General features: G+C 70.9%; 23 protein-coding genes. 10 read left to right on the top strand and 13 right to left on the bottom strand.

Annotation, left to right across the window (positions count from 1 at the left end; all coding sequences use genetic code 11):
* Positions 1-2: 2 nt before the first annotated feature.
* The 4 genes from IEZ13_RS25315 to IEZ13_RS25300 all read right to left on the bottom strand — a co-directional run bounded on the left by IEZ13_RS25315 (position 3) and on the right by IEZ13_RS25300 (position 4,984).
* On the bottom strand, positions 3-2,084 hold the full coding sequence (locus IEZ13_RS25315) for a molybdopterin oxidoreductase family protein (RefSeq protein ID WP_203833830.1): 2,082 nt from the start codon (positions 2,082-2,084) through the stop codon (positions 3-5).
* Between the two features lie 95 nt (positions 2,085-2,179).
* Entirely contained in the window at positions 2,180-2,848 is a 669-nt protein-coding gene (locus IEZ13_RS25310; RefSeq protein WP_183222194.1) for a sirohydrochlorin chelatase, read from the bottom strand.
* Positions 2,849-3,540: 692 nt separating this feature from the next.
* The gene (locus IEZ13_RS25305) at positions 3,541-4,641 is read right to left on the bottom strand and encodes a uroporphyrinogen-III synthase (protein ID WP_183222193.1); all 1,101 of its coding nucleotides are present in this window, start codon (positions 4,639-4,641) and stop codon (positions 3,541-3,543) included.
* Between the two features lie 127 nt (positions 4,642-4,768).
* A complete protein-coding gene (locus tag IEZ13_RS25300; protein WP_183222192.1) occupies positions 4,769-4,984 on the bottom strand; it encodes a hypothetical protein in 216 nt (71 codons plus the stop codon).
* Positions 4,985-5,273: 289 nt separating this feature from the next.
* On the opposite strand from IEZ13_RS25300, the gene IEZ13_RS25295 reads away from it, so the two are divergent.
* From IEZ13_RS25295 to IEZ13_RS25285, 3 genes are all read left to right on the top strand, one after another.
* Positions 5,274-5,903 (top strand): trimeric intracellular cation channel family protein, encoded by a 630-nt coding sequence (locus IEZ13_RS25295; RefSeq protein ID WP_183222191.1) that lies wholly within the window; start codon positions 5,274-5,276, stop codon positions 5,901-5,903.
* A 171-nt stretch (positions 5,904-6,074) separates the two neighbouring features.
* The gene (locus IEZ13_RS25290) at positions 6,075-8,396 is read left to right on the top strand and encodes a DUF4132 domain-containing protein (RefSeq protein WP_183222190.1); all 2,322 of its coding nucleotides are present in this window, start codon (positions 6,075-6,077) and stop codon (positions 8,394-8,396) included.
* Between the two features lie 22 nt (positions 8,397-8,418).
* Positions 8,419-8,811, top strand: coding sequence for a hypothetical protein (locus tag IEZ13_RS25285; RefSeq protein WP_183222189.1), 393 nt, complete (start codon positions 8,419-8,421; stop codon positions 8,809-8,811).
* Positions 8,812-8,874: 63 nt separating this feature from the next.
* On the opposite strand, the gene IEZ13_RS25280 is transcribed toward IEZ13_RS25285, so the two are convergent.
* From IEZ13_RS25280 to IEZ13_RS25270, 3 genes are all read right to left on the bottom strand, one after another.
* The gene (locus IEZ13_RS25280) at positions 8,875-9,129 is read right to left on the bottom strand and encodes a hypothetical protein (protein WP_183222188.1); all 255 of its coding nucleotides are present in this window, start codon (positions 9,127-9,129) and stop codon (positions 8,875-8,877) included.
* Positions 9,130-9,440: 311 nt separating this feature from the next.
* Positions 9,441-10,445 (bottom strand): 2-hydroxyacid dehydrogenase, encoded by a 1,005-nt coding sequence (locus IEZ13_RS25275; RefSeq protein WP_183222187.1) that lies wholly within the window; start codon positions 10,443-10,445, stop codon positions 9,441-9,443.
* A 266-nt stretch (positions 10,446-10,711) separates the two neighbouring features.
* Positions 10,712-11,623, bottom strand: a complete 912-nt coding sequence (locus tag IEZ13_RS25270) for an AurF N-oxygenase family protein (protein ID WP_183222186.1) — start codon at positions 11,621-11,623, stop codon at positions 10,712-10,714.
* Positions 11,624-11,745: 122 nt separating this feature from the next.
* On the opposite strand from IEZ13_RS25270, the gene IEZ13_RS25265 reads away from it, so the two are divergent.
* The 5 genes from IEZ13_RS25265 (at position 11,746) to IEZ13_RS25245 (ending at position 15,958) form a co-directional block, all read left to right on the top strand.
* Positions 11,746-12,465 carry a TetR family transcriptional regulator gene (locus IEZ13_RS25265; RefSeq protein WP_183222185.1) on the top strand — a complete coding sequence of 240 codons (720 nt, stop codon included), beginning with the start codon at positions 11,746-11,748 and terminating at the stop codon, positions 12,463-12,465.
* Positions 12,462-12,785: a DUF4873 domain-containing protein gene (locus IEZ13_RS25260; RefSeq protein ID WP_183222184.1), complete on the top strand. Its 324-nt coding sequence runs from the start codon at positions 12,462-12,464 to the stop codon at positions 12,783-12,785. Before IEZ13_RS25265 ends, IEZ13_RS25260 begins: the two co-directional genes overlap by 4 nt.
* On the top strand, positions 12,775-14,247 hold the full coding sequence (locus tag IEZ13_RS25255; RefSeq protein ID WP_183222183.1) for a flavin-containing monooxygenase: 1,473 nt from the start codon (positions 12,775-12,777) through the stop codon (positions 14,245-14,247). Before IEZ13_RS25260 ends, IEZ13_RS25255 begins: the two co-directional genes overlap by 11 nt.
* The gene (locus IEZ13_RS25250; protein ID WP_183222182.1) at positions 14,244-15,122 is read left to right on the top strand and encodes an SDR family NAD(P)-dependent oxidoreductase; all 879 of its coding nucleotides are present in this window, start codon (positions 14,244-14,246) and stop codon (positions 15,120-15,122) included. Before IEZ13_RS25255 ends, IEZ13_RS25250 begins: the two co-directional genes overlap by 4 nt.
* Before the next feature lie 65 nt (positions 15,123-15,187).
* Positions 15,188-15,958 (top strand): alpha/beta fold hydrolase, encoded by a 771-nt coding sequence (locus IEZ13_RS25245; RefSeq protein ID WP_229795003.1) that lies wholly within the window; start codon positions 15,188-15,190, stop codon positions 15,956-15,958.
* Between the two features lie 193 nt (positions 15,959-16,151).
* Here IEZ13_RS25245 and IEZ13_RS25240 read toward each other — a convergent pair whose 3' ends face one another.
* Entirely contained in the window at positions 16,152-16,937 is a 786-nt protein-coding gene (locus tag IEZ13_RS25240; protein WP_183222180.1) for a hypothetical protein, read from the bottom strand.
* Positions 16,938-17,256: 319 nt separating this feature from the next.
* Here IEZ13_RS25240 and IEZ13_RS25235 point away from each other — a divergent pair, with 319 nt between their 5' ends.
* Positions 17,257-17,637, top strand: coding sequence for a hypothetical protein (locus IEZ13_RS25235; protein WP_183222179.1), 381 nt, complete (start codon positions 17,257-17,259; stop codon positions 17,635-17,637).
* A 772-nt stretch (positions 17,638-18,409) separates the two neighbouring features.
* On the opposite strand, the gene IEZ13_RS25230 is transcribed toward IEZ13_RS25235, so the two are convergent.
* The gene (locus IEZ13_RS25230) at positions 18,410-19,582 is read right to left on the bottom strand and encodes a citrate synthase 2 (RefSeq protein WP_183222178.1); all 1,173 of its coding nucleotides are present in this window, start codon (positions 19,580-19,582) and stop codon (positions 18,410-18,412) included.
* Between the two features lie 67 nt (positions 19,583-19,649).
* Here IEZ13_RS25230 and IEZ13_RS25225 point away from each other — a divergent pair, with 67 nt between their 5' ends.
* Entirely contained in the window at positions 19,650-20,831 is a 1,182-nt protein-coding gene (locus IEZ13_RS25225) for a citrate synthase family protein (RefSeq protein ID WP_183222177.1), read from the top strand.
* 253 nt (positions 20,832-21,084) lie between these two features.
* On the opposite strand, the gene IEZ13_RS25220 is transcribed toward IEZ13_RS25225, so the two are convergent.
* From IEZ13_RS25220 to IEZ13_RS25205, 4 genes are read right to left on the bottom strand one after another with little or no spacing between them, the layout of a single operon-like run.
* Positions 21,085-22,155 (bottom strand): branched-chain amino acid ABC transporter permease, encoded by a 1,071-nt coding sequence (locus IEZ13_RS25220; protein WP_183222354.1) that lies wholly within the window; start codon positions 22,153-22,155, stop codon positions 21,085-21,087.
* Between the two features lie 17 nt (positions 22,156-22,172).
* Positions 22,173-23,039, bottom strand: a complete 867-nt coding sequence (locus IEZ13_RS25215) for a branched-chain amino acid ABC transporter permease (protein WP_183222176.1) — start codon at positions 23,037-23,039, stop codon at positions 22,173-22,175.
* Between the two features lies 1 nt (position 23,040).
* Positions 23,041-23,745, bottom strand: coding sequence for an ABC transporter ATP-binding protein (locus tag IEZ13_RS25210; protein WP_183222175.1), 705 nt, complete (start codon positions 23,743-23,745; stop codon positions 23,041-23,043).
* The gene (locus IEZ13_RS25205; RefSeq protein ID WP_183222174.1) at positions 23,742-24,488 is read right to left on the bottom strand and encodes an ABC transporter ATP-binding protein; all 747 of its coding nucleotides are present in this window, start codon (positions 24,486-24,488) and stop codon (positions 23,742-23,744) included. The genes IEZ13_RS25210 and IEZ13_RS25205 overlap by 4 nt, the downstream gene beginning before the upstream one ends.
* Between the last annotated feature and the right edge of the window lie 5 nt (positions 24,489-24,493).

The following is a 24,493-nucleotide window of genomic DNA, read 5'->3' as shown; positions in this document are numbered from 1 at the left end:
CGTCAGGAACTCCCTTCTTCGGCTTTGCAAAGAGCGATCGCGCACACCTTGAAAGCGGGCATCTTGGAATGGGGATCCAGTGCCGGGTTGGTCAAGAGGTTGGCTCCGGGCCAGTGGAACGGCGCGAACACCGTGTCCGGGCGGATGCCGTCGCTGAGGCGGGCCCGCAACGTCGCGGCGCCCCGGCGGCTGCGCAGTTCGACCATGTCGCCGTCGGCGATGCCGTGTCGGCGGGCCAGGTCGGGGTGGATCTCGGCGCGCGGTTCGGGCAGCGCCACATTGAGCGCCCGCACCCGCCGGGTCTGGGTGCCGCTCTGGTACTGCTGCATGTTGCGGCCGGTCGTCAACACGTACGGGAAGGAATCGTCGGGAACCTCGGCCGGATCGCGGTGATCGACCCGCACGAACCTGGCCCGGCCGGAGGCCGTGGGAAAGCCGTCGGCGAACAGCCGGCGCGTGCCCGGATGCCGCTCGTCCGGGCACGGCCAGAACACGCCCTGCTCGGCCTCGATGCGCTCGTAGCTGATGCCGGCGTAGTCGGCGATCCCGCCGGCGCTCGCCCGGCGCAGCTCCTCGAACACCGCCTCCGGCTCGTCGGTGAAGAACTCGCCGCGGCCCAGCAGGCCGGCCAGCTCGGTCAGCACCGTGAGGTCGCTCTTCACCATCGGCGGCGGGGGCAGCGCCATCCTTCGGCGGATGACTCTTCCTTCGAGGTTGGTCATGGTGCCCTCCTCCTCCGCCCACTGGGCGGTGGGGAGGACGACGTCGGCGAGCTGCGCGGTCTCCGACGGGAAGATGTCCGAGACGACGAGGAAGTCGGTCATGTTGAGTTGATTCACGACATGACTGCTGTGCGGGGCCGACACGACGATGTTGCTCGCCAGGATCCAGAGCACCCGGACGCCGCCGTCACTTCCCAGAGCATTGATCATTTCGTACGCGGAACGCCCCGGCTGTGGCAGCTCGTCGGGATCGATGCCCCAGACCCCGGCCACGTGGGCGCGCGCCGCGGGGTCGTCGAGCCGGCGGTAACCGGGCAGCTGGTCGGCCTTCTGCCCGTGCTCACGGCCGCCCTGCCCGTTGCCCTGGCCGGTGATCGTGCCGTACCCGGAGAACGGCCGGCCGACCAGGCCCAGCGCGAGCGCCAGGTTGAGCCACGCCTGCGCGGTGTCCGTGCCGTTGCTGTGCTGCTCGGCGCCCCGCGCGGTGAGGATCATGCTCGGGCCCTCGGTGGCGAGCAGCCGCACCGCCTCGCGCAGCTGCGCCTCCGGGACGCCGGTCATCCGCTCGACCCGCTCCGGCCAGTAGGCGTTCGTCGTCGTCCTGACCGCCGCGAACCCCTCGGTCCGGTCGGCGATGAAGGCCTCGTCGATCCAGCCCTCGCGGATCGCGATGTGCAGCATCCCGTTCGCCAGCGCCAGGTCGGTGCCGGGCAGTGGCGCCAGGTGCATGTGCGCGCCGTTGGCCGTGTTCGTGCGGCGCGGGTCGATCACGATGTGCTTGGCGCCGTTGGCCCGGCCCGCGTCCAGGTACTGCATCGACGGCGGCATCGCGTCGGCCGGGTTCGCGCCGACCAGCATCACCGTCTTCGCCTCGGCCACGTCGGCGAGCGGAAACGGCAGGCCACGGTCGATCCCGAGGGCCCGGTTGGCCGCCGTCGCCGCACTCGACATGCAGAACCGACCGTTGTAGTCGATCGCCGACGACCGCAGGGCCACACGGACGAACTTGCCGAGGGCGTACGCCTTCTCGTTGGTCAGCCCGCCACCGCCGAAACATCCGACGCTGTCCCGGCCGAACCGCTCCTGGCTGTCCCGGATCGCGGTGACGATCCGCTCGTACGCCTCCTCCCAGGACGCCTCCCGCAGGGGAGACTCCCGGTTGCCGGGCTCCTTGCGGACCAGCGGCGTCAGCAGCCGGTCCGGGTGGTCCAGCAGGTCCGCCGCGGTGAAACCCTTGGCGCACAGGCCGCCCCGGTTGACCGGGAACTCGGCCGGCTCAAGCCGCACCCGAGGGATCTCGGGCGTCAGCGTCATCCCGCACTGCAAAGCGCAGTAGGGGCAATGCGTCTGGGTCGCCGTCACACCGATGATGTTCGCGGCCTGCGGTTAACCCTTACGACGCTTCACGGTGACGCTGTTGTTCAGGATTCCCTACAACCGCCTCGCCACAGTTGTGACTACAAACGGCTACCCACCGTTGTGAGCCGCATGGCATCGAACCGACGCAATACCAGGTCGGCGACCGCCGGGTCGTGACACAGGGGCGGGGTCACCCAGTCGGCGCCGGCCTGGTGCAGGGTCCGGTAGAACAGGCCCTCGGCCAGCAGATACGCGGCCACGGCGATCCTCCGGGCACCCTCGGCGCGCAGCTTCGCCACCACATCGGCGACGCGCGGGCCGCCGCCGGAGGTGTAACCCAGCTCGACCCGGCCGGGCAGCTGGGCGGCCACCTCGCGGATGCCGGCCACCCACAGCGGGTCGGAGGAGCCGGCGCTCGCCAGCACGATCGCGTCCGCCGTGACGGGAATGTTTCGGCGCAGGCTCTCGGTGAACACCGGGTCCGGGCCCAGCGGCGCCGACACCGGGAAGTGGGTGCCGGCAACGGCTTCGGCGATGTCCACCCGCACGTGGTAGCCGCACGACAGCAGCAACGGAACGACGACCGCGTCCTCGCAGGTGGGGACGATGCCGGCGACCTTCGGCTCCTGCACGTCGACGTAGCAGAGGCGGACGTCCAGGCCGGGGCGGCTCCGGGCCACGGCGGCGGCCAGCTCCTGGATCTGGCGGATGCCGGCGGGCGAGCGGGTGCCGTGCGCCACGGCGATCAGGGTGGTGGACTCACTCACGGAACATCTCCTCGTTCATCGGCCCAGGTCACGCGCCTGACGGCACGATCCACGGGTTGCGGTGCCCGGCCCACTTCACGCACCTCACGGCACGATCCACGGGTTGCGGTGCCCGGCCCACTCCACGCACCTCACGGCACGGTCACGGGTTGCGGTGCGTGATCAGGTGCGGCCTGGCATCGGCGCCGGGCACGCGATTCGATTCCGGTACGGCCGGAGCGGTCCCTGATCGTCCAGTGACCGATCCGGGTGCGGCCATCGATCGGCCGCGCGCCCACTTGATCGCGGTGGGCGTGCGACCGATCGTGTCGTCGACCTCGGGTTCCCGGTGGCCCGGCATGGACATCGGGCTCATCCGGATCCGGCCTCGTCGCCGGGGGTTGAGCTGACCGGACGGCCCCGGCTCGTCATCGGGCTGTCACGTCCGGCACTCGGCACTACTTGACGTCTCGCTCGAGTGTTGCTCGTCATGATTGAGTTGACGTCTTGCTCGTCTTGCTCGTCTTGCTCGTCTTGCTCGTCTTGCTCGTCTTGCTCGTCTTGCTCGTCTTGCTCGTCTTGCTCGTCTTGCTTGTGTTGCTTGTGTTGCTTGTGTTGATCGAGTTGACGTCTCACTCATCTTGCTTGGATTGATTGAGTTGACGCCTTGCTCATGTTGCTCGTGTTGATGCATTGACGGGTTGATCGGGTGGTCAGGCCGCCTCGTCAATGCGAAGGCGGTAACCACGCTTGATCACCGTCTCGATGTGCTTGCCCGAGCCGAGCGCCGCACGCAATCGCGCCACCGCCACGTCGACCGCATGACCGTCGTTGCCGCGGGGCAGCGCGGCCGCCAGCTGATCCTTCGACACCACGGCGCCGGGCTTGCGGGCCAGCGCCGACAGGATCGCCATCGCCGCCGGGGCCAGCGCGTGCGGCACTCCGTCGATGAGGACGGCGTGTCCGCGTACCTCAAGGGTTGATCCGGCGACCGGAAGCCGGACCGCGCGCCGCGGCAGCTCGTCGGTGACCGTCTTGATCAGCGCCCCCAGCCGGTAGCGCTCGGGCATCACCACCGGAACCCCGCGCTCGATCAGCGGCGCGGCCGTGACCGGGCCGACGCAGGCCGCCAGGGTGCGGCCGCCGAACGCCTGCTCGACGTCGGCGCCGGCCTCCTCGGCGATCTGCAGGAACGCCTTGACCGCCGGCGCGCTGGTGAACGTCACCGCGTCGATCTGCCCGGCCGCGACCTGCTCGGCCAGCCGCCGCACCGGGGCCGTGTCGGAGGGCATCGCCCACCGGTAGACCGGCACCTCGACGACGGCCGCACCGGCCGCACGCAGCGCGTTGACGAACTCGGTCTGCGGCTCACCGTGCTCCTGCACGACGATCCGCTTGCCGGCGACGCCCTCGCTGAGCAGCCGTTCGAGCACCTCCTCGGAGGCCTCGGTCTTCGCCGCCCACTCCTCGGTGAGGCCGGCCGCGCGGATGGCCCCGCACGGTTTCGGCCCGCGGGCGAGGATCCGGGCCTGGCCCAGCACCTCGCGGAGCCTCTCGGCGAGCCCCCAGCCCTCGGCCGCCTCCAGCCAGCCGCGGAACCCGAAGCCGGTGGTGGCCACCACCAGGTGCGGTTCCAGGCCGATGCAGGCCGCCGTCGCCGCGTGCAGTGCCTCGTCGTCTATCAGTGGAATGATGGTGATCGCGGGTGCGCTGATCACCCGTGCCCCGCGCCGCTCCAGCAGCGCGGTCATCTCACTCCGGCGTCGTTCCGCGGTCACCGCCACGGTGAAGCCGGCCAGTGCGCCCTCGATCATCCGGTCCCCATCCTGTGCCGCCGTCCGGTGCAAGAGTCCTAAGGGCTGGTTTCGGGACCGCCAAGTGAATGTTTCCGCGAGAATAACGGCCACTCACTTGGCCGCTCGCAACCGTGTGACTAGTTGATCATGATTCCGTGACATCGTCCGGGCGATCAAGGGACCCCTCCGCCCCGAGGATCCTCCGCACCTCCGCGATCAGGTGGAACGCCGCGATCCGCCCGTCCAGCAGCCCGATCCGGTAGTCGGCGCCCACCTCGGGATCCTCGGCGACCTGCGGGTCCCGGTACCCGGCCGCGCCGTCCACCCGCCCGGCGTTGTAGGCGACCAGAGCGTCGTCCATCGTTTCCTCTCCCGGCGTCGCCGCGTGATTCCGTCGTTCAGCCACGTGCGCGCCACGGTTTCCCGCGCGCGACGTCGCGACAATCTCGCACACCGTCAGAGATGGGCTCACCGTCCGATCGTCCGGTTCGGCCCGGGCCGTCGGGGGCGCCGGCCGGTACGGCCGTCGGTGGTACACCGGCAACCTCGCTGAAACCGTTCCGCACCCCGTGCGATCTACGTCACCGCAGCTCAGAACAGTTACGGCGCGCAATCAGAAGATCACAAATCCGATCTCGTACGCTGCCGTGATGTCACCGGACACCGCCATCTACGTACTCGAGCTCATCGGGTTGTTCGTCTTCGCCACGTCCGGGGCGCTGATGGCGATCCGCAGCGGTTTCGACGTGGTCGGCATCGTGGTGCTCGCCGAGACGACCGCTCTGGGCGGCGGCGTCCTGCGTGACGTCATCATCGGCGCCCATCCCCCGGCCGCCTTCCGGGATCCGCTCTACCTGGCCATCCCGCTGGTCGCCGCGACGGTCGTCTTCTTCTTCCACCCGCAGGTCGCCCGACTCGGGATCGCCGTGCTGATCTTCGACGCCGGTGGCCTCGGCCTCTACACCGTGACCGGCACGGTGAAGGCTCTCGACGCAGGCCTCGGCATGCTCCAGGCCGTCATCCTCGGCGTCACCACGGCCGTCGGCGGCGGGGTGCTCCGTGACGTGCTCGCCCGCCAGACGCCGGAGCTCTTCAAGACCGAGAACGAGTTGTACGCCGTGCCGTCCACGATCGGGGCGATCATCGTGGCCGTCGCGTACCAGAGCGGATGGCTGCTGCCGGCGGCCGCGGCCGGGGCGGCCGTGTTCGTCTCCGGCTTCCGCCTGCTCGCCCTGTGGCGGGGCTGGCGCGCTCCGGGCGCCTGGGCGGTCCGCCGGTGAGCACACTCCCGGCCACCCGGCCGGTCCACCGCTGAACGCGCCCCCCGATCACCCGCCCACCCCTGAGCGCGCCCTCAATCGCCCCGACGGTTCACCGCCGAACGTGCCCCCGGCCGCTCGGCCATCCGTCGGCGTGGCATTTCTGTCGTACCCGCTTGGCATGATGCGGGCATGTTCAAGTGGCTCGATCTGATCCCGCCGCCGGGCCCCGGTGAGGTCGACACCGCCTGGGTGGCGTCGGCCGATCCGTCCGCGATGACGGACGACGGCGAGCGGCGGCGCCTGCTGGCGTTGCGGTGGCACCTGGCCACCGCCGAGATCGAGAAGGCGAGCTACGACCGTGATCCGGAGATCTACCGGATCGCCGCCGGTCCCCTGCCATGGACGACCGGCGACCTGGGGTGGGCGCTGCGGGTCGCGCACGGCGGCCGCATCTACGACGGCATGCTCTACCACCTGCCGCTGCTGATCGCCGAGCGGTTGCCGGCCGAGCGGCTGGCCGCCTTCGAGCCGGCTCTCGCGGCGATCCTCGAGGAGACCTGCTCCGGCTACTTCATGCCCCGTTCCCTCCGTGATCCGCTGGCCGAGCGATATGAGCGGTTGCTGACCCGGGTCGGCGCGGGCGTGCCGGCGCATCTGCTGCCCGCCTACGACGCGGCCGGCCTGGCCGCTCGCCGCCGGCTGGGCGGGCGGCTCACCGATCCGGGGACGATCGCCGTGCTGGAGTTCGCGTCCACCCTGGCGAAGCCGGTGCCCACGAAGGCTTGGCTGCGCCAGGGCGAGGCCCTGCTGAGGGACACGCCACCAGCCGTCGCGGCGGTGCGTGACGTCCTCGACGTCTACACCGGGACGACCGGCTGGACGCGGGAGGCTCAGGACCGGCTGGTGCGGGGCCTCTGCTGGCTGGCCGCGACCGACCTGTCCGAGGAGACGACCGTGCTGCTGGCGCGGGTTGCCGAGTCGGCCGGTCGGTCGCCAGGCCGCACCGCCGAGCCGAGGGCGTCACGCACGGCGGCCGCCGTCATCGAGATCCTGGTGGAGCGGCCGGGCCCGGAGCCGGCCCGGGTGCTGGCCCGGCTCGCCCTGACCGCCCGCAGCAAGCCGGTCCGTGCCCGCGTGCGGACCGGGCTGGAGCGGATGGGCACGGTCCGCGGCTGGGAGCCGGGCGAGGCGCTGGAGCTGGCGGTCGACCATCACGACCTCGACGCCGACGGCCGCCGCTCCTGGCCGGCGCCCGGCGGGCACACCGTGATCGCCGAGATCGCCGGGGAGAAGGCCGTGGCCCGGGCCTGGCGGGCCGGGCAGCCGCTACGGAGCATGCCGGCCGCGATCCGGGACGACGAGGTGGTCAAGGCGGCGAAGGAGTTCGCCAAGCAGGTCACCGCCACGCTGGCCACCGAGCGGGTCCGGGTGGAGGCGCTGTCCTCCCTGGACCGGGTCTGGGAGTGGGAGACGTGGGAGCGGCGCTACCTGCGGCATCCGGTCACCGGCACGCTCGGGCGGCGGCTGATCTGGCAGGTCTCCACCGACCGGCGGAGGTGGGTGACCGGGCTGCCCGAGCCGGCCGGCGACGGCTGGTCGGTGGGCGGCCTGAGCGGTCCGGGGTGCGCCGTGCGGCTGTGGCATCCGGTGGCCGCCGACGCGGCCGAGGTGTCCGGCTGGCGTGACCGGATCACCGCGGCCGGGCTGCGGCAGCCGTTCAAGCAGGCGTTCCGGGAGGTGTACCGGCTGACCCCGGCCGAGGAGCAGACCCGCGTCTACTCCAACCGGTTTGCCGGGCACATCCTGAGGTACGGGCAGGCCCACGCCCTCATGCGGGTGCGCGGCTGGTCGGCCGGCTTCCTCGGCCCGTGGGGCGGCGGCTGTCACAGCGAAGCCGTCAAGGAATTCGCGGCCGGCGGCTGGCAGGCGTCGTTCTTTCACGAGGCCGTCGAGTCCGGCGGTCACGAGGCGGAGTTCTGCTCGACCGATCAGGTGCGGTTCGCCCGCCGGGAGGGCCGCCGGTGGGAGCCCTCGCCGCTCGCCGAGGTGCCACCACGGGTGCTCAGCGAGGCGATGCGCGACGTCGACCTGTTCGTCGGGGTGACGTCGATCGCCGCCGACGAGAGCTGGTTCGACCGGGGCGAGCACCCGTTCCGGGCGTACTGGTCGAATGCCGTCTCCGGTCCACTGTCCGGCAGCGCCGAGGTGCGCCGGGACGTGCTGGCCCGGCTGCTGCCCGGGCTGGCGATCGGCCCGAAGTGCGAGCTGACCGACCGTTTCCTGCGGGTCCGCGGCACCCGTGCCGTCTACCGAATCCACCTGGGGTCCGGCAACGTGCTGATGGAGCCGAACGACGCCTATCTGTGCATCGTTCCCGGAAGCCGGGGCGCCCGAGTGAGCCTGCCGTTCGACGACGACGAGCGGTTGTCGCTGATCCTGTCCAAGGCGTTCCTGCTCGCCGCCGACCAGCGCATCACCGACCCGACGATCCTGAGCCAGCTGCCCCGCTGAGCCACGAGACGAGGAGAAGCCGATGGCCGAGGCGCTGCTGCGCGACGAGACGATGACCGGACGGGAGATCACCTCCTGGGTGCTGCCCGATCTGCCGGACCGGATCACCGCCCGCGAGCTGATCCGTCTCCGGGTCCGTGCGGAGGTGGCCCGCTTCAACGCAACCCGGGACGAGATGTTCCACGGTCTGGTCCAGCCGTCCGGGGCCACCGAGACCCCGCAGGGCTTCCGCATGCCGGGGAGCGCCCGCATCGACGGGGAGGCCCAGGCCTACGCCGCCTGCCGGGCCTTCGACCGCAACGCCTTCATCATGCTGGCCGGCGGCCGCCAGGTGGAGGATCTCGACGACCCGATCGACCTGCGCAACGGCGGCGCCGTCGCGTTCATCCGCCTGATCCCCCTGGTCGGCGGCTGACCCCACCCTGCCGAACCGAGCCACGCCGGTCGCCCGAAGGGGGCAAGGCTTTGGGGCCGGCGGTCAGTGGGCGGGCGCCGGGATGTGGGCGTGGGCGCAGCGCATCACCATCAGGATCTCGCGGGCGAGTTGCGGGCCGGTCAGGTCGCGGACGCGGTCGTCCAGGTCCAGGCTCAGCAGTTGCCCGCCGGACCCGACGGTGATGCTGATCGAACCGTCCCGGTTCTTCGCCCGTCCGGCCGTCTCCGCCGTGCGGTCCGTGCACGCGGTCGCGGTGCCGAGCCACAGGTCCTGCCAGCCGCCGCCAAGTTCGCTCATCGAACCCACCTCCCCCGATCTACACCAGCAACGTTATTGATCAACTAGGGTCGCCGAGGAAGGCGGAGGTCCCCTTCCCGCGGGCCTTCCGGCCCGCTTACACCGGAAACGTCAGCAGACCAACGCGCCGCAGGCTGCCGGCGGTGGAGCCACCCCGGACGTATTCAGCACCGAAAGATCAAACACCGGCGCGCTGCGGGCGGTGGCGGCGGTGAGCCGCCCCGGACGTACGCGACCGGCAAGGTCGACACACCAGCGCCTCGGGTGCCACACCGGCGGTGAGCCGCCCCGGACGTACGCGACCGGCAAGGTCAACACACCAGCGCGTCGGGTGCGATGCCGGCGGTGGAGCCGTCGCGGGCGTACGCGGTCAGGCTCTCCACCGTGCTGGCCGCGATGTTGCGTAGGGCGTCCTCGGTGAAGAACGCCTGGTGGCCGGTGATGAGCACGTTCGGGAAGGTGACCAGGCGGCTGAACAGGTCGTCGCCGGGCATCTCGTCGGAGAGGTCCTCGAAGAAGAGGTCCGCCTCCTCCTCGTACACGTCGAGGCCGAGATGTCCGATGCGGCCCGTCTTCAGCGCCCGCAGCACGGCCGCCGTGTCGATCAACGCGCCCCGGCTCGTGTTGATCAGCATGACGCCGTCGCGCATCTGGGCGATCCGCCGCTCGTCGATCAGGTGATAGGTCTCGGGCGTGAGTGGACAGTGCAGCGTGACGATGTCCGACTCGGCGAGCAGCGTCTCGAGCGGCACGTACCGGGCGCCGGCCGCGATCGCCTCGTCGCCCGGGTACGGGTCGTAGGCCAGCACCCGGCACCCGAACCCGGCCATGATCCGGATGAAGCGGACGCCTATCTTCCCGGTGCCGATCACCCCGACGGTACGGCCGTGCAGGTCGAAGCCGAGCAGGCCGTTGAGTGCGAAGTTGTGCTCGCGTACCCGGTTGTAGGCGCGGTGGATCCGGCGGTTGAGGGCGAGCACCAGGCCGGCACAGTGTTCGGCCACCGCGTACGGCGAATAGCCCGGCACCCGGGTGACCGCGAGGCCCAGCTTGCGGGCCGCGGTCAGGTCGACGTGGTTGTAGCCGGCCGAACGCAGCGCGACCAGCCGGACCCCGATCGCGGCGAGCCGCTCCAGCACCGGCGCGCTCAGGTCGTCGTTGACGAACGCGCACACCGCGTCGCACCCGCCGGCGAGGGACGCCGTGTCCGGTGACAGCCGTGGTTCCAGGAAGACCAGCTCGTGGCCGGCTTCCTGATCGGCCTCGGTCAGGAATCGTCGATCGTAGGGCTTGGCGCTGAACACGGCGACACGCATGCCCTCACAGTAGGACCCCGTCCCGCTCCACAGAGGATCCGACGAATCGACCTGGCGCCTGCCTGATAGGTCACCCAAGCGCAAGGCGTGGCCGGGCGCCATCCGGATCACGCCGCGTGCCGGCCTGATGGTTCACCCAAGCGCAAGGCGTGGCCGGGCGCCATCCGGATCACGTCGCGTGCCGGCCTGATGGATCACTCACGCACGCGGCGTGGCCCTGCCACCGGACGCCATCCGGGTCACGCCGCGGCCACACCGGACTGGGTCTACGAGCGGGCCGTACGCGGAAGAAGCCCCGAAGCGTGCCAGAGTGCCGTGCCCGGACCGCCGATCAGGTCGAGATCGGTGAGGAAGGCGACCACCCGCGCCCCCGCCCACCGCATGGTCTCGCGGAAGTGCGGGTTGGCGCGCGCGGCCCGCCGGCCCTCCTCCGGGTCGAGGCCGACCGCCCGGTAGACGCGCGGGTCGACGAGCCGTGTCCCGGTCAGGTAGGCCGCCCGGCCGATGACCAGTTTGTCGAAGGCGAGGCGGCCGCGGCCGGCGGACCGGATCTGGCGGGCGAGTTCCTCGCGGGCGTACCGGACGTGCCGGGCCTCCTCCACGACGTGGATGCGGGAGACCATCCGGACCAGCGGCTGCACGTTCTCGTCGTTCATCGCCTCGCGCTGCAGGGTGTCCAGGATCTCCTCGGCGATGAGGATGGCGGCGTACATGCGGGGGCCGACTCCGGTGTGGGCGATCCACTTGCCGAGCCACTGGTTGACGCCGGTGGGCTGGTAGAGCGGGGTCCCCAGGCGGGCGATCATGCGACCGAACATCACCGAGTGGCGGCACTCGTCGCCGATCTCGGTGAGGGCGTACTGGGCGTGGGGTGCGGTCGGGTCCTGCTTGAAGTACTCCCGGATGAGCAACTGCATGAGGATCGTCTCGAACCAGACGCCGAGCCCCGCGATGCTGGCGACCTCGTGTCTGGTCAGCGTGATGCGCTGTTCCTCGGTCATGCGCTCCCACAGCGGGGTGCCGTAGAGGCTGGAGCGGTGCGGGGGCACGAAGTACTTGCCGGGGACGAACGGCGCCTCCCAGTCGATCTCCACCTCGGGGTCGTACGAATGCTCGGCCGAGGAGCGGAGCAGCCGGGTGGCGGTGCGGTCACGATCGGGGGGAGTCACTGTGGTCATGCCGTCCTCCGAACTCTGACGTTGCCTTGACTTGACTTGATCAACTCAAGTCGACTGGATTGATCAATAAGATCGCGTCAACGTACTTGACGTTACCGGCGGTAACAGTTACTTCTAGTACTATGAACTCGGTCACTCCGCCAGTCAATCCCGGCTCGGCCGGCGGCTCATCAGGCGCCCATCGAGGCGATGGCCGTCGCGGCCGCTGGGACGGCCATCGTGAACAGCGCCGGGCGGAGCTGACCACCGCCGCCATCGAGGCGATCCGGATGCACGGGCCCGATGTCGGCATGGAGGCCATCGCCGCCCACGCCGGCGTCAGCAAGCCGGTCCTCTACCGCTACTTCGCCGACAAGTCGGAGCTGTGGCTGGCCGTCGGACAGCAGGCCGGGGCCATGGTCCTGGAGGCGATCGTCCCTGCGGTCGCGGCGGTCCGCGAGGAACGGGCGATCGTGGGCGCCGCGATCGACGTCTACCTGGCGCACATCGAGGCCGATCTCAACCTGTACCGGTTCGTCGTGCATCAGCCGGACATCGCCCGGCATCGTGACGTGGTCGCCGACGTGATGGACACCGTGGCCAGCGGCCTGGCCCGGATCTTCGGCGACCGGCTGCGCGCCCGCGGCCTCGACTCCGGCGCCGCGCTGCCCTGGGCCTACGGGGTGGTCGGCTACGTGCAGGCGGTCGGCGACTGGTGGCTGCGCCAGCAGCAGCCGATCAGCCGGGAGGCGCTCAGCGATTACCTGACGACGTTCCTCTGGGGAGGCATCGCCGGCATACGCCGCGCCGCCGACATCCCCGGCGGACTCGCCGCTCGCGTTGGGTGGGCCAGAGACCAATGAGCACCGGCGAGGAGGAATACCGCGGACCGGCCACGCTGCGCATCGACGACCACGGCACGGTCGCGGTCGAGGTGCGCATGTCGGCCCACTTCGAGCCGGTGGAGGGCCGGTTCCGCTGGGCCGGGCGCACCGGACCGGACGATCTGTTACGCGAGCGGGTCAGCGGTGGCCTTCGCCAGGCGACGATCATCGTTCCCGGTTCGCCCGAGACCACGGTGAAGCTGAGCGACCCGGACCCCTGGGGTGGCGTCCGGATCTCCGGAACCGGCGCTCCACCATGGTTCGCACCGCTCCCGAGAAAGGCACAGGATGCCCACTGACCAGCACTTCGACGTCCTGATCATCGGCGCGGGCCTGTCCGGGATCGGCGCCGCCTGGCGACTGCAACGGCAGCGTCCGCGCGACACCTACGCCATCCTCGAGGCGCGCGGCGCGATCGGCGGCACCTGGGACCTGTTCCGCTACCCGAGCGTCCGCTCCGACTCGGACATGTACACGCTCAGTTACCCGTTCCGGCCGTGGCGCGAACCCGAGTCACTCGCCTCCGGCGACAAGATCCGCAAGTACATCGAGGACACCGCCGACGAGGCCGGCATCACCCGGCACATCCGCTTCGGCGCCCGGGTGGTGCGTGCCGACTGGTCCACCGGGGACGCCCGCTGGACCGTGCACACCGCCGACGGCACCGTCCTGACTTGCGGTTTTCTCTACGGATGCGCCGGCTACTACAGCTACGACGAGGGCTACCAGCCGGACTTCCCGGGCCTCGGCGACTACGCCGGGCAGCTCGTGCACCCGCAGTTCTGGCCACCGGATCTCGACTACCGGGGCAAGCGTGTCGTGGTCATCGGCAGCGGCGCGACCGCCGTCACGCTGGTTCCGGCCATGGCCGCCGACGCGGCGCACGTCACGATGGTGCAGCGCTCTCCCACGTACGTCACTCCTCTGCCGAACCGTGACGTGATCGCCGACCTGGCCCGTCGCCTGCTGCCGCCGAAGGCGGCCAACCGCGTGGCACGCGCCAAGAACATCCTGCTCACGCAGGGTTTCTACCAACTCGCGAAGCGGCGGCCCAAGCTCGTGCGACGCGCGTTGCGCAGCGTCGCCATCCACTTCCTCAACAATCCGGGGTACGTGGACGAGCACTTCAAACCGCACTACGACCCGTGGGACCAGCGCCTGTGCGTGATCCCGTCCGGGGACCTCTACCAGTCGATCACGAGTGGCCGCGCCTCGGTGGTGACCGACCACATCGAAACCTTCCTTCCCGGGGGCATCCGCCTCAAGTCGGGAACGGTTGTCGATGCCGACGTCGTCGTCTCCGCCACCGGGCTGTCCCTGCTGCCGGTCGGTGGGATCGCGCTGTCCGTCGACGGTGACCCGGTGGAGGTCGGCGGGACGGCCGCCTACCGCGGGCTGATGCTCGGCGGGGTGCCGAACTTCGCCTACTGCATCGGCTACGTCAACGCGTCGTGGACCCTGCGCGCCGACCTGTCCCACCGCTACCTGCTGAAACTGCTCGACCACATGGAACGGCACGGCTACGCGAGCGCCACCCCGACCGCCCCGCCCGGGACCGGCCGCCCGCTGCTCGACCTCTCGTCCGGATACGTGCAGCGCGCTCTCGACAAGTTTCCGCGCCAGGGAAACCGCGATCCGTGGCTGGTCCGGCAGAACTATCTGCGCGACGTCCTCACCACCCCGCGTGCCGACGTCACCCGCGACATGAGCTTCACCCGTCGTCCCGCACCCGTCCGTCGCTCCGAAAAGGTGGTCTCATGACCCGACTCCCCGAGTACCGGTTCGCCGGGCGCACCGCCGTGCTCACCGGCGCGGCCAGCGGCATCGGTGAACAACTCGCCTACGGCCTGGCCTTCCGCGGCAGTGACCTGGTCCTGATCGACGTCGACGAGGACCGGCTCAACCCGGTGGCCGAGCGGATCCGGAGCGCCCATCCCGCTATCCAGGTGGAAACGATCGTCGCTGACCTCTCCGACCGGGCAGCCGTCGAATCGGTGGCGGCGCGGGTGCTCACCGAGCATCCGGCGATCGGTCTGCTGGTCAACAATGCCGGGATCGCGCTCGGCGGGCGCTTCGACCAGGTGTCGGTCGAGCAGTTCGAGAAGGTCATGAACGTCAACTTCCGGGCGCCGATGCTGCTCATCCACGCATTGCTTCCCGCGTTGACCGCCACACCGGGTGGACATCTCGTCAACGTGTCCAGCCTGTTCGGATTGATCGCGCCGCCCGGGCAGACCGCCTACAGTGCCAGCAAGTTCGCGCTGCGCGGACTGAGTGAGTCGCTGCGCAGCGAGCTCGCCGACCGCGGGGTGGGCGTCACGACGGTGCACCCCGGGGGCATCCGGACCAGGATCGCGGAGTCGGCGTTGGTCGGCTCACACGTACCGGAAGAAGAGATCGAACCCAACCGCAAAGTCTTCGCCGCGCTGCTCAGCTATCCCGCCGACAAGGCCGCGGAGCAGATCCTACGGGCCGTCGCGAAGCGAAAGGCCCGGCTGCTGATCGCCTCCAGCGCCAAGGCGCCGGACCTGCTGGCCCGGCTGCTGCCGGTCGGGCACGCGCGGATCGTGCGCGCGCTGACCACGGCGTCGGTGTCCCGCGGCGCACGTCCGGCGAGATCGGTGGTCCGGCGATGAGATGTCTGGACGTACGTGGAAGCCGGATTCGTTTTCACGAGAGCGGGGACCCGGCCGCTCCGCCGGTGGTCCTGCTGCACGGCATCGGCCGCAGTCTGGAGGACTGGGCGTTGCAGCATCCGCTGCTCGACGGCGAGTACCGGGTGATCAGCGTGGACATGCCCGGCTTCGGCCTGTCGCAACGAATGCCGTTGCCGACAACGCTCGGCGTGCTCGCCGACGGCGTGTGGGCCACCCTGGACGAACTCGGCGAGACCCGCCCCGTACACCTGATGGGCAACTCGCTCGGCGGCGCCGTGTCGATGACCATGCTGGCCGGCGCGCCCGAGCGGGTGTCCACGCTGACCCTGGTGAACAGCGCCGGGTTCGGCAAGGAGGTGACCGTCGCGCTGCGCATGCTCGCCGTACCCGGGCTGGGCCGGCAGATGCTGCGCCGCATCGACCGGCTCACCGCGCCCCGGATGGAACGGATGATCTTCGCGGACCGCACGCTGGTCACCCCCGAGCGCATCGAGATGGCCATCCGGATCGCCCGGCAGCCGGACTTCGCCGCCGTCTACCTGGAGATCGCCAAGCAACTCGGCGGCCTCCGCGGTGTCGCCGCGGCCTGGCGTGCCGACCTGCTGTCCCGCGTCGCCGGTCAGACCAGGCCCACGATGATCATCTGGGGCGACCGCGACCTGATCCTGCCGAGCGCCCACCTCGCCGCCGCGCGGACGGCGTTCCCGCACGCGCAGTCGCACATGTTCGCGAAAACCGGCCACATGCCCCAGATCGAACGGCCGGAGGAGTTCGCCGGCCTGGTCCGCCCGATGCTGGCGAAGGTGGCCGTCTGAGGCCCTTCCCCGGAAGGTGAACGCGGTCCGGGCGGCGTCAAGGGGGTGCCGCCCGGACCCGCCACCATCCGCCGCCGTCTTCCGGCAACACTTCCAGCGCATCGTTGCCGCCAGGCCTCGCTCCACCGGTCGCGTAGTACGGCACTTCGGTGTCGTGACGGGTGAGACGCGTCGCCAGTCGATATGGGCACCACTACCCCGCGGTGCGGCGGACCGTGATCGTGACGTCGTGACGGGCGAGGTGACTCGGGAGGGCATCGCGGGTCTCTCCGGCGCGAAGCGTCCGCCCGGTGTCCGGATCGACGACGACAACCGTGAGCTGGAATGTGTCGTCGCCGCCATTTTCGAATCCTGGAGGATCGCAGGTGAAGGTCCGACCACCGCGGCAGGCGCCTCCGACGTGGTAGGAGCCGGCTCCCTGTCGCCACAACAGCCAGATCTGGTGATCGGCAGGAAGGTCGGCGCTGCCGGTGATCGACGTACCGGCGCTGAGAGTGCCGCCGTCGCTCGGCTGGCCCAGCCTGATCGACGCGGTTTCCGGGGTTCCGGAGCCGGCCGGGCCGGTGAAGTCCCGCGCCTTGGCGCCGCGTGGGGTCGGCGTCGCCGGGTCGGCACTCACCAGGGAGTCCGCCGAGGTGCCGCCGCCCGACGAAGGGCGAGCCGATGACCGGCCGTTCCTGGCCCGGCCCGACCGGGTTCCGGGCGTGACTTGATCGCCGGCCGCGGCCGAGGTCGGCGCATAGGGGGCGATCCCGACGTGGGCGGCGCCGACGGAGGCCTTGGCGGTGGTGGGAGCCCGCATGCCGGAGGCCGGCGGCGGACGGAACTCCGCACGCTCCGGCGCCAGCCCGAACACGGACGCGACGACCGCCCCGAGTCCGGCGGCGGCGAAGGTGACGCTCAGGGCCGGTCGTTTCCGTGCGGCCCACCCGAGGGCCGCAAGGTTGCCGGTCGCACTCAGCAGCCGCGATGCCGCCAAGGCGGATCGTTCCCGCACCGCTGCCAGACCTTCCGTGCCCGGAGCGCCGGGCCGCGCCCGGCGCGTGGCCGTGACCCCGGAGTCTGCTCGCGGGGAGGTTCTGACCGAACCCTCGCCGCCCATTCGGCTCGCGGCGATACGTGCGGTGATCGCCTCGCTCGACATCACCTGTGTCTCAGCCAACTCGGCGAGCGTTGGCCGCCTCGCACGAACACCACTCGCCACACGCGGCCGCACACCCGAGTCACCCGCCCCGGTCCGGCGTGCCGCTGATCCGCTCAACGCGGACCTGTCCACCTGCACACCACTGAGCACTACTGTGCTCGCCACCGAGCCGTCCGACACCGCACCGCTCGACACCGCGCCGCCCGACATCGCACCACTCAGCACTGAACTGCTCGCAGTCACACCGCCCGACACCGAGCCACTCACCACCGCGCCGCCCGCCGCCGTACCGCTCGATGATGAGTTGAGCGGTGTCGCACCGCTCGAGGCTGGATCGCTCGCCGCTGCACCGCTCAAGGCCGAGCGGGTTGATGGCGAGTCCACAATGATTGGCTGGATCAACGTTGCGTCCGTCAATGTTGATGGACTCGGCGTTGAGATGATCAATGTTGGCGGGATTGAAGAACAGCTTGATATTGAGCTTGTTGCAGTAGACCCGAATCCGACCGGGTCAGGTGTGGATGTTGCTGGATAGCCGTGCGGTTCATCGGACGCGGATCCTCGGGGGGTGACTGCCATCGAACACCTTCTGCCTGGTCGGGGGCCGCCGGTTGACCGCGGCCGGGATCTGGGGCCGCCTGTCCGCGATCAGCCCGCCTATCGCGAGCCGAACGCCGGACCAGGAGCCCACCCCGATCTACGGGTCAAGCAGCGAACCGCGGCCCATGCCCGGAGCCACCGGATGACCCGGTGCTCTGCGCACGTGGCCCGCCGGCAACCCGGAAGAACCTGACCAGGCAGCCTTCCGTCGAGGCGGAAGTCCGCGATCAGGGCCTCACGGCGAACCGGCAACCCGTGATCGGCGGCCGGCGGCAGAACCGCCGGCCGGAGGACAGCGCTTGGGGACGCCATCTGTCCCGATAACCGGGACACTCCCGACTTAGATGCGGTTGTCCGTAGTGTCGGAATTGTGGCACTACTCTCCTTTCTGGGCGCCGGCCACCGCTGCGCGGCACCTCGCCCGCCATGCATCGGCAGGCCCACAGGCCCGACGACAGCGAGCAAAAGCAACCAACGACCGCGGGCAACGGGGACCGACGACAGCGAGCAAAAGCAACCGACGACCGCGGGCAACAACGACCGGCGACCGCGGGCAACGGCGACCGCGGGCAACAACGACCGACGACAGCGGGCAACGGGGACCGACGACAGCGGACGAATGGCCCAGAACCAGAGCCGCAGCGAAGGGCCTCGAGTCAGCCGCCCACCTCAGCGGACCGAGAGCCCAGACCAGGCCACACCCACGATCAAGAGTTGCGGTGGAGGGCCTCAGGCCACCCGCGCACCTCGGCAGCCGGGCGCTCGGTGGGTCCCACGTAGTCCGCGGACGGGCGGATGATCTTGCCCAAGCGCTTCTGTTCCAGGATGTGCGCGCTCCAGCCGGCCGTACGGGCGCAGGTGAACATGGACGTGAACATCTCGGCCGGCACCCCCGCGAAGTCCAGGATCACCGCGGCCCAGAATTCGACGTTCGTGGCCAGTACGCGGTCCGGCTTACGGTCGCGCAACTCGGCCAGGGCCGCCAGTTCCAGTTCGCGTGCCACCTCGTAACGGGGTGCGGCGAGTTCGCGAGCGGCGTCCCGCAGAATGCGTGCCCGGGGATCCTCGGCCCGGTAGATCGCGTGCCCGAAACCCATCAGCCGCCGGCCGCCGTCCAGGATCCGGCGTACGAAGTGGCGGGCGTCGACTCCCCTCTCGACCTCCTCGATCATCCCCAGGGCCCGCGACGGCGCCCCGCCGTGCAACGGGCCGGACAGCGCCGCGACGGCCGCCGACAGACAGGCCGGAGCATCCGCGCCGGTGCTGGCGACCACCCGGCCGGTGAACGTGGAGGCGTTCATGCCGTGTTCCGCCGCGCAGATCCAGTACCGGTCGATCGCCGCGACGTGCCGCGGGTCCGGCTCACCCTGCCAGGCGATCATGAACCGTTCGGTGGCGGTCCGCCCGGCGTCGACGAGTCGCTGTGGCACAGCGGGAGCCCGCACCGGCCGGTCGGCGGAACGGTTGTCCACAGGGGCCCGGGCGGAACGCGGCGCGGGCGGATAGGCTGCCCGGGCCGCCTGGGCCACATAGGACAGGGTGGCCGCCGATGCCCGGGCCAGGTCGTCCCGGGCCTGGTCGTCAGCGATGTCGATCAGCTGCCCCAGTCCCCACCGGGGCGCCAGCAGAGAGACCGCCGCCTGCACGTCGGCCCGGATGTCACCGCTGGCCGTCAGCGGCGGCAGTGGCTCCGCGGCCGGAAGGCCTCGGGTGAAGTCGCCGTCGACGAGCAGGCCCCATACGTCGCCGAACGACACCGTTCCGGCGAGTGCGGTGATGTCGACGCCGCGGTATCGCAGCGCCCCGCCGTCCCGGTCGGGTTCGGCGATCTCGGTGTCGAATGCAACGACACCGGCGAGTCCTGGATTGACTGTCAACATGACGTCAATCTGTACTCGTCATGAGTTGATGTCAATGTTGATCCAGTCAATATGAGAGCCTGATGACATGAACGCACAGCCGCTGCTGACGACCGAAGAGGTCGCCGTCCTCCTGGGTGTCAAACCCACTACCGTGTACGCCTACGTCAGCCGCGGACTGCTCACCAGCCAGCGCAACGCCGACGGCAAGAACAGCCTGTTCGCGAAGACCGACGTCGACACGTTCCTGGCGAACCGCAAACGCACCACCACCCCCGGCATCCAGACCGGCATCACCCTGATCAAGGACGGATCCCTCTACTTCCGTGGGCGGGACGCCACGATGCTCGCCCAAACCGCCTCCTACGAGGCCGTCGCCGCACTGCTCTGGACCGGTGACCTCCGGGACACGCCGTTCAAAGCCGGACCCGAGCTGCGGAAACTGGCCGTCGCCGTGACCGCGCCACTGCCGGAGACCGCCCGGCTCACCGACCGCCTCCGGGTCACGGTCGCCGCGGCGGCCGCCGCCGACCCGCTCCGTTTCGACATCGCGCCGGCCGCCGTCCTCGCCACCGGCCGTCAGTTGCTGGCCACGATGGTGCAGGCTCTGCCGTCGCGGTCCGGTGTGTTCCCGGTCGAGGAGACGTCGTTCGCCAAGGAGCTCTGGCACCGGCTGACCAGGGAGACCCCGGCCAAGCCCGGCCTGTATGCGCTCGACGCCGCGCTGATCCTGCTCGCCGATCACGACATCGCCGCTTCGACTCTGGCCGCCCGGGTGGCCGCCTCCACCCGGGCACATCCCTATGCGGTGGTCAGCGCCGGACTCGCCGCACTCGACGGGCCGCTGCACGGGGCGGCGAGCGCGCTGGCGTACCCCCTCCTGGCGGAGGCCGTGCGGGGCCGCGGCCCGATGGCCGCCCTCGCCGATCGCCACCGGTCCGGAACGCCGATCCCGGGTTTCGGGCATCCGCTGTATCCGGACGGCGATCCGCGTGCCAGGACGCTGTTCGGCCTGATCGCCGACGGGCCGGTGCGGGAGACCGCGCTGGAGCTGGCGGACACCGTACGCGAGAGATCGGGGCAGGCTCCCAACATCGACCTCGCGCTCGCCGCGCTCACGCTGCATCATGGCATGCCGGCGGACGCCGGCGAGGCGATCTTTGCGGTGGCCCGGACCGCGGGCTGGCTGGCGCACGCCCTGGAGGAGTACGGGGATCGGCCGAGCCGTTTCCGGCCGACCGGCGCCTACGCGGGCCTGCCGCCACTCTGACCCCGGCCCAGGAGTCCGGGGCGGGACCCGGCCGGCCATCAGAGCGGTCTCACGCCCCCCCCGAAACAGCACCGAGAACCAGCCGGAACCACCCGGCCGGCTATGGGAGCTGTCCCGCGGTCCTCGAAACAGCGCTCACAGCCAGCCGAACCACCCGGCCGGCCACCAACGCCATCTCACGTGCCGCGAAGCAACGCTGAGAGCCGGCCGGCGAAGCGGCGGGAGAGCGGCGCGTCAGCGGCCGCCCTCCCACTCAGACCGCGTCCGTCACCGGCGCCGGGTGACCGTCGCCGGGGCGGCGGGGCCGCAGCGCCCGCCGCAGTGGCTCGAGGCGGGAGCCCAGGCTCGCCAGACCTCCGGGAGCGAAGTACACCGCCAGGATGAACAGCGTCCCGAGCACGAACAACGGCTCCCCGAACGGCCCCGGCAGCGACCCGCCCAGCCGGGCCAGCCGCTGGTCGAGGTAGGCGTAGAGGAATCCGCCGACCACCGCGCCCCACCGGGTGCCGGCCCCGCCGAGGACCGCCATCACGATCAGCGACAGGGTGAGCTCGGACGAGGCGATGTGCGGTGACGCCCCGCCGACGACGAGGGCGTAGATGACCCCGCCGAGGCCGGCGAGGGTTCCGGCCAGGACGAAGGCGAGGAGCTTGAGCCGGTACGGCGACAGCCCGAGCACCGCGATCCGCCGCTCGTCGTCGCGCAACCCGGTCAACGTGCGACCCAGCGGCGCCCGGTCGATGGCGTGCACCACCAGGACGACCACGGTGAGGAAGGCGAGGGCGAGCCAGTACAGATTGACGGTGTTGACGACCCCGGTGAACATTGCGGGCAGGCCGGCGCTGGACAGCGGCAGCCCTTCCTCGCCGCCGGTGAGCCCGCCCGGATCCCGGTTGATCACGATGTGCCCGACCTGGGCGAAGGCGAGCGTCACCATGGAGAACGCGATCCCGGAGGTCCGCAACGCCACCGAGCCGAGCAGCGCGGCGAGGACCGCGGCAGCCGGTACGGTCACGGCCGCCGCCGTCCACAGTTGCCAGCCGTAGTGACTGACCAGGATGTCCACCCCGTAGGCGCCGGCCGCGACGTAGAGGGCGTGCCCGAACGACAGCAGCCCGGCCCGCCCGAACAGCAGGTCGTAGCCGAGCGCCAGCCCGGCGAAAACCAGGCAGATGGCGAGCAGTTGCAGCGTGCCCGGCGAGTTGAGCGGTCCTTCGAACAGGCCGGGCAGGCTGAGCGTCGACCACGGCAGCACGACCGCGACCAGCAGCACGAGCAGTGGAACAAGGCGACGCAGACGACCGGGCGGTGACGGCGGCGACATGGAGACGGATGACGATTTCACGCGGGTGCCGCCTTTCCGGCCAGACCGGCCGGGCGCAGCAGCAGGACGGCGGCGAGCAGCGCCACCACGCTCACGTCCCCGGCTCCGGCGGTTCCGTAGTAGTTGACGAACTGCTGGAGCAGGCCGACCGCGACCGCCGCGGCGAACGCGCCGGTGACCGAGCCGAGGCCGCCGATGACGACCACGATGAACGCGAAGATCAGCAGGGAGGCGCCCTGTCCCGGTGAGATCGAGCTGAAGTACATGCCGGCGAGGATCCCGGCGAGCCCGGCGAGCGCCCCGCCGATCGTGAACACCAGCGTGAACGCGTTGCGTACGTCGATGCCGAGGGCGCTGACCATGTCGCGGTTCTCCACACCGGCCCGGATGACCAGACCGTACCGGGTGAATCGGAGGAACGCGAGCAGGCCGAGGAGCACGAGCACGGCCGCGCCGATGAGCAGGAACCGGTCGGCCGGCACCTGCGCTCCGGCGATGCTCACGACCGACGACGCCCAGGCGGGGCGGGGGAAGACGCGGGCGTCGGCGCCCCACACCGACTGGAGCAGCGCGACGCCGGCCAGCGACAGCCCGACGGTGACGAGCACCTGTTCGGTGTGTCGTGTGTACAGCGGCCGGATCAACACGAGTTCGACGAGCGCGCCGGTGGCGGCGGCGACGGCGATGCCGAGCAGGACGGCCGGGGCGAGCCCCCAGCTCTCGGAGACGGTCCAGGCGGCATAGGCGCCGACGGACAGGAACAGTCCGTGCGCGAAGTTCAGCACTCCGGCCAGGCCGAACACCAGCGACAGCCCGGAGGCGATGAGGAAGTAGAGGGCGGCCAGGCCGAGCCCGGTGAGTGCCAGCAGGACCACGGTGGACATGTCAGTGCCTCCCGGCGGTGGTTCCGACGCCGAGCAGCGACCGGGTCGCGTCGGCGTCGGAGAGCAGGTCGGCGGCGCGGCCCCGCCAGGCGGTCCGCCCGGCCTCCAGGACGACCGCGTCGGTGGCGAGCCGGCGGACCACCGCCAGGTTCTGTTCGACCAACAGGATCGGTACGCGCGTCGCGACCCGTTCCAGGACGGCGGCCACGGCGGTCACCACGGCCGGGGCGAGTCCCTTGGTGGGTTCGTCGACGAGCAGCAGCCGGTTGGGGTTGAGCAGAACCCGCGCGATGGCGACCATCTGCTGCTGCCCGCCGGACAGGGTGCCGGCTCGCTGTCCGGCCCGCTGACGGAGTTCCGGGAAGAGATCGAAGACCAGGTCGAAGTCGGGCGATGGTACGCGGACCGCGAGCCGAAGGTTCTCCGCCACCGTGAGCCCGGCGAACACGCACCGGTCCTCGGGCACGTAGCCGAGCCCGTCGCGGACCAGCCGGTGGGTGGCCCTGCCGAGCGCCGGCCGCCCGTCGAACAGGACCTCCCCGGTGGCCGGCACCTCGCCGAGGACGGCCCGCAGCGTGGTGGTCTTGCCGACGCCGTTGCGGCCGAGCAGCGCGGTGACCCCGGTTTCGGCCACGTCGAACGCGACGCCTTGCAGGATGTGCGAGCCGCCGAGGCGTACCGACAAGTCGTTGATCTTCAAAATCACAGCGATTCTCCCAGGTAGGCCTCCTGCACGAAGGGGTCGGCCATCACCGCGTCCGGGGTGTCGCAGGCGAGCAGCGCCCCGTGGTGCAGGACGGCGATCCGGTCGGCGACGTCGAGCACCACGTCCATGTGGTGTTCCACCATGAGCACGCTGCGGTCGCTCTCCCCGGCCAGGCCGCGGATGACGGTGACCAGGGCCGGCACCTCCTCGGCGCTGACGCCGGCCATCGGCTCGTCGAGCAGCAGGACGCTCGGTTCGCCGGCCAGCAGCAGGGCGATCTCGAGTTTGCGTTTCTCACCGTGGGCCAGCGATCCGGCGGTGGCCGAGGCGCGGGCGCTCAGCCGTACCTCGGAAAGGATCTCCCCGGCCCGGGCGGTGACCTGCCGGTCGGAGCGCCGGCGCCAGGCGCGCGTCGCGCCGCCGCGGCGGGCCTGGACGGCGAGCGCGACGTTCTCGGCGACGGTGAGCGAGCCGAAGACGGCCGATGTCTGGAAGGTGCGGCCGAGGCCGAGGCGGGCCCGCCGGTATGGGGCCAGCCCGGTGACGTCGCCGCCATCGAGCAGGATCCGTCCCGAGCTGGGCCGCCGCAGCCCGCTGATCAGGTTGAACAGGGACGTCTTGCCGGCGCCGTTGGGCCCGATCAGCGCCATGAACTCGCCCGCCGCCAGTTGCAGGGTCACGTCGTCGACGATCGGCACGGCGCCGATGCGCCATGACACGGACTCGACCGTGACAGCGGTCATCGGGC

The organism is Actinoplanes campanulatus, assembly GCF_014647795.1.
Taxonomy (GTDB): domain Bacteria; phylum Actinomycetota; class Actinomycetes; order Mycobacteriales; family Micromonosporaceae; genus Actinoplanes; species Actinoplanes campanulatus.
This window is presented reverse-complemented; position numbering and strand designations above follow the sequence as displayed.